This window comes from Acidithiobacillus sp. TH-A36 (assembly GCF_057473445.1).
In genome coordinates this window covers 1-2,175 of the sequence record NZ_JBYCKP010000608.1, presented here as the reverse complement: position 1 = coordinate 2,175, position 2,175 = coordinate 1, and the positions used below count along the sequence as shown (strand labels likewise).

Annotated in this window: 5 protein-coding genes; all 5 read left to right on the top strand. The window is 49.0% G+C overall.

Going from position 1 to position 2,175, the window contains the following annotated elements:
• Positions 1-275: hypothetical protein (locus AC2VLY_RS15295; protein WP_486893492.1), on the top strand; the 275-nt coding region annotated here is incomplete at its 5' end.
• Between the two features lie 194 nt (positions 276-469).
• On the top strand, positions 470-688 hold the full coding sequence (locus tag AC2VLY_RS15290; RefSeq protein WP_486893494.1) for a hypothetical protein: 219 nt from the start codon (positions 470-472) through the stop codon (positions 686-688).
• Positions 681-911, top strand: a complete 231-nt coding sequence (locus AC2VLY_RS15285) for a hypothetical protein (protein ID WP_486893496.1) — start codon at positions 681-683, stop codon at positions 909-911. Before AC2VLY_RS15290 ends, AC2VLY_RS15285 begins: the two co-directional genes overlap by 8 nt.
• Positions 912-1,027: 116 nt before the next feature.
• Positions 1,028-1,465 (top strand): hypothetical protein, encoded by a 438-nt coding sequence (locus tag AC2VLY_RS15280; protein ID WP_486893498.1) that lies wholly within the window; start codon positions 1,028-1,030, stop codon positions 1,463-1,465.
• A gap of 85 nt (positions 1,466-1,550) precedes the next feature.
• The gene (locus tag AC2VLY_RS15275; RefSeq protein ID WP_486893499.1) at positions 1,551-1,961 is read left to right on the top strand and encodes a hypothetical protein; all 411 of its coding nucleotides are present in this window, start codon (positions 1,551-1,553) and stop codon (positions 1,959-1,961) included.
• Positions 1,962-2,175: the final 214 nt, after the last annotated feature.

Genomic DNA, 2,175 nt, shown 5'->3' with positions numbered 1-2,175 from the left:
CCCCGACCGGAGCACCGGATTATGCAACACGGGATTACGTTGCCCGCTCGCTGGCCTCTGCAATCGCTCTGCCAAGTGCTCCGATCCTCAAGCACGGCGCTTGGATGGGCGGCAGCATGGGTGAGTTTGGCGGGCATATTGGCTTGGGATTTGTGGCTGCAACCGCCCTCCCGCACCATTTGTCTGCCTCATTTTCCATCGCAAGCGACCCTTCCTCACTGGGGAATCCTGCAATTCGCCTTGAAATCGGCGGCAGCTTCGGCAACTGGGGCTAATCAATCAACCACATCAGATAGAGCCGGGCACGCCCGGCAAAGGATTCAAGTAATGGACAAAGCAACCGAAAAATGGATGAAAAAGCAAGAACGGGTCCGGCAAAAAAAGGCCAGGCGCGAAGCCCGTCAGAACCGGATGCGGTATTTCTGGTTAATCCACGCGATTCCTTCATGCAGCATGGGGGAAATGTGAAATGGACCTACGAGCATTAGAAAGAAAACGCGCAGCACTGGATGAAAAAATCAAGGCGGCCCGTGAAGTGGAGCAAAAAAAGGCCAAATTCTCGGCTTTGATAGCCAAACTGAGGCCCGAACTTTTGAATCTGAATGAGGATGAAATAAAGGCTATCGTCATCCCCACCCAGCCTGAAACCCAACCCCAACCCCAACAAGTAGGAGGCATAAATGAGTGATCAAGCAGTAACAAATGACGGAGAACGGTTTGATAAAATGGGGATTTTCGACGGTTATGCATCCCGCATACTGCCCGTAATCTTGGCCAAGATGGACCCGGAAAAGGCCAGTGATAAGGCCATCGAAGACGCTTGCCAGTTAGCCTTTCAGGTCACCCGGATCGCGCTGGATTTGCGGGACGATTACTGGGTAGGGATATACCCATCACCACTCATGCAATAAACCAACCAGTCATCAAAAAAGGGGCAGCGATGCCCCTTTTTTATTTTCACCACAAGCATAATCTACTGTACCAAGACACATCATGGCTTGGACGACCAAAAAACAAGGAGCATGAAATGAATAAATCTGAAATTGACAACCAATTGATAAACGCGCTTGGCAACAAGTACGCTTCCATTCATGAATTTGAATTGGCGGTCCAAAAATTCAAACGTGAAGAATTGGAAAGAAAAAGCACATGGCCAACAATGAGCCTGGATTCTTTTGATGGTTTTTTAAGAAGTAAACAGTGGGTTCATCACCAATATTGGCACAAAGAAAAGATGAATGGTGCTGATATGATAAAAAAAACTGTAATATCTGAGCATAAAGGCCATCCAATGAGAATTATCCATAGTGAGGATTTTGCCGCTGACAACTTGGCCGACCCGATACACGCATCAATCTTTGTCGCAGGTGTCATCTTGTTTGACGACGCAGACTTGGAAGATCGCGTCATAACTGAGGATGCAGACGAATTACTGGATTATCTCCCTCAAGCATTTTCAGGCTGAATTTCGCGCTCAGAATGAATAGGGTGAGCAGGGATTCTCTGCACCCGATCAGGCGGGTTCTCCTGGCGCATCGAAAAGGGAATACATGATGACTTTGGAAGAAAAACATATTTTGGATTTGCTAAACAGGCTCGCCACTGATGATGCTGAGGTGCTGTTTGTCACCCTTGATAAGGCCATGCTTGTTTTGGATGGAGCAGGACAAAATGGGCCAAAGGCGCGAGGCTGTTTTGAGGTGGAGTTGGAAATGGAACCTGAAGGTATGGGGGTAGTCTCGATCACAGTCCATGGCGTTACCCCCTTTAAGCCCGGGTATGTGAAGCTCGACGGTCGTCATGACCCTGATAATGGCAACTTGTTCTATCTCGTGGCCATCGGCTGGGAGGATTGGCATCCAGCTGCTTGCCGCGCCCTGCATGATAGCGCTTGCTTGATCGAACAGTATCAAATGGAGGCAGACTATTTTATGTCCACGATTCGGCGACCTGCCTTATAAATCGCGCCGCCCAAGGAGGGGGCAAATGCCCCTTTTTTATTTTCGCGTTTTATTTTCGCGCCCTTGTTGAATGGTTCAGTACCCCCTGAACTTTAGCAAGGAGCACCGAAATGATCATCAAGCCAATCATCACCACCATGTTAGCCCTTTCCCTCGGATCTTGCATGGCAATACCCGCCCAGGCAACCCCGCTGCAGATTAATGGCAAAACCAT